Raw genomic sequence first — 2,669 nt, forward strand, 5'->3', positions numbered from 1 at the left:
CAGAAAACATAATGGTTTCCAAAACAGGACTTGTGAAGATCATGGACTTTGGCCTGGCGAAGCGGAAAGGAGTGACGAGGGTTACCAAGGAGGGAAGTACCCTGGGTACTTTGGCGTATATGTCACCGGAGCAAGCGGAGGGGTTGACGGTGGACCGCCGGAGTGACCTTTTCTCTTTTGGCGTGGTGATGTACGAAATGGCGACCGGTCAACTCCCATTCAAAGGAGAGCATGATGCGGCTGTATTGTATGCTATTGTCAATGAGGCTCCTATACTGGTTGGCTCGATAAATCCCAACACTCCAAAGGAACTTGAACGGTTCATCCACAAAGCGTTGGAGAAAGAACCTGAAGACCGTTACCAGCACGCAGACGATCTGGCGGCTGATCTGAAAAGGTTGAAGAAGGACTTGGAATCGGGACGAACAACTACCACCCAAGCGAAAATTCCGGGAATGAGAGAATCAAAAAAGATGCCAGTTTGGCTTGTCCCTACATCTGTCTTAGTTCTATTCATTGCAGCCAGTTTGTGGTTCCTCACTTCACGGTCTTCCAGGATAGAGGCTTCAGTCGGCTTAACTAAGATCGCAGTACTCCCATTCGAAAGTGTTCGAAATGATCCCGGAACAGACTTTCTTGGCTTTTCGCTTGCTGATCAAATTATCACAAAGTTAGATTACGTTCAGAGTGTCGTCGTTCGTCCATCAAGCGCCATTCGTAAGTATGAGGGCGCTGAGATTGACCTTTCGTCAGTGGCCCGTGATCTGGACGTGGAGGTCGTCTTGACCGGCAGCTATATGAAGGAAGGGGATCGCTTCAGACTCAACGCTCAACTTGTAAACGTTTCCCGGAACGAAATCGTCTGGCGAGAGCCTATTGAGGTCGAGTATTCGGATATTTTCACCGTCCAGGATTCCATCTCACGGAAAATCATTGCGGGTCTAAAGTTGCATTTGTCGCCGGAGGAAGAAGTAAGACTACGAAAGGACGTGCCTTCTAATCCCATTGCCTACGAGTATTTCCTTAAAGCAGTGGCAAATCCATCGGTGACCGCTACTGACTACGCCAATCAGGTCCAGCTCCTCGAGAAATCAGTTCAGCTGGATTCAACCTATTCACTGGCCTGGGCTTCCCTTGGTCGGGCATATCGATTGTATGCCCAATTTGCTGGAAACCGGGAGGGCTATTATGAATTGGCAAAGCGAGCTTATGACCGAGCCCTCAGATTGAATGGCGAACTTCCGTATGCCATCTCCGGACTTGCGCATTTCTATGCAGAGACCGGGAAGGTTGACGAAGCTGCTCTTCTGTTACAGCAGGCGTTGAGCGTGAATCCCAATGCCCCGGAATTCTATCGGAGTCTCGGTTATGTCTATCGATACGGTGGGATGATGGATGAATCGATCGAAATGTACGTACGTGCACAGGCACTCGATTCCAGTTTTGCCAGCCTATTTTATAGCCAGATTCAAATCACGAAAGCCTTGATTTATAAAGGAGAATACCTCGCTGCGGTCTCGTTGGCGGATAGCGCAATTGAGCGGCGCAGTGCTGCTGGACAACCCATTGATGTTATTTCGCTTTTCTACCAGGGGATGGCGTATTACTATTCCAAGGATTGGCAGCGGGCTTTTGCTATTTTCGATTCTTGCACGAAGGTCGATCCATCTAACCTTTGGAGTCTCTTCGGAAAAACGTACAAGGAGGCTGCGCGAGGAAATTTCAAGCGCGTTCGAAGCATCACAAAGTCTTTAGAAGAAAGAAATGTCGTTGATCATGAAATGCTCTATCGATTCACCCACTTCTATGCGCTGGCAGGAGAAACAAATCTAGCCTTGAAGAGCTTGGAAGCCTCAAGCAAAGGCTTCATCAATTATCCTTATATAAACAGTGACCCACTGCTTGAAAGTATTCGAGCTACCGAAGAGTTTCAGATCCTCCTTTCGGAAGTGAAGACTCGTCACGAAGCATTCAAGCGAAGATTCAGCGGAACACTTTGATCGCCAGCGTGATGATCGACAAAACCATATCCCATTACAGGATCCTTGAGAAACTAGGCGAAGGCGGGATGGGAGTCGTATACAAGGCAGAGGACACCAAGCTCGACCGCTATGTTGCGCTGAAGTTTCTTCCCGCCCACCTAACCAGCAGCGAAGAGGATAAGCAACGCTTCATCCACGAGGCCAAAGCTGCATCAGCCCTTAACCATCAAAATATCATGACCATCTACGAGATTGATGAGGTAGAGGATCCCGCCACAGCGGGCAGGCAAACCTTCATTGCCATGGAATACGTAGAAGGTGAGACTTTGAAGGACAAGGTAGAAAAGGGACCCTTGAAGACCAAAGAACTGTTGAATATTGTCATCGCTGTGGCAGATGGATTGAATGCCGCACACGAAAAGGAAATCATTCATAGAGACATCAAGTCAGAAAACATAATGGTTTCCAAAACAGGACTTGTGAAGATCATGGACTTTGGCCTGGCGAAGCGGAAAGGAGTGACGAGGGTTACCAAGGAGGGAAGTACCCGGGGTACTTTCGCGTATATGTCACCAGAGCAAGCGGAAGGGTTGGAAGTTGACCGCAGAAGCGATCTATTCTCATTTGGTGTTGTGATGTACGAGATGGCTACCGGTCAACTACCTTTCAAAGGAGAACATGATGCTG

At 48.4% G+C, this 2,669-nt stretch carries 2 protein-coding genes; both read left to right on the forward strand.

From position 1 onward, the window contains the following. On the forward strand, positions 1-2,000 hold a 2,000-nt coding region (locus tag V3U24_03720), incomplete at its 5' end, for a protein kinase (GenBank protein MEE9166558.1). Between the two features lie 11 nt (positions 2,001-2,011). After that, positions 2,012-2,669, forward strand: a 658-nt coding sequence (locus tag V3U24_03725; GenBank protein ID MEE9166559.1) for a serine/threonine-protein kinase, incomplete at its 3' end; no start/stop codon positions are given.

The sequence above is a fragment of the Candidatus Neomarinimicrobiota bacterium genome, from assembly GCA_036476315.1.
Classification (GTDB): Bacteria; Fidelibacterota; Marinisomatia; order Marinisomatales; family S15-B10; genus JAZGBI01.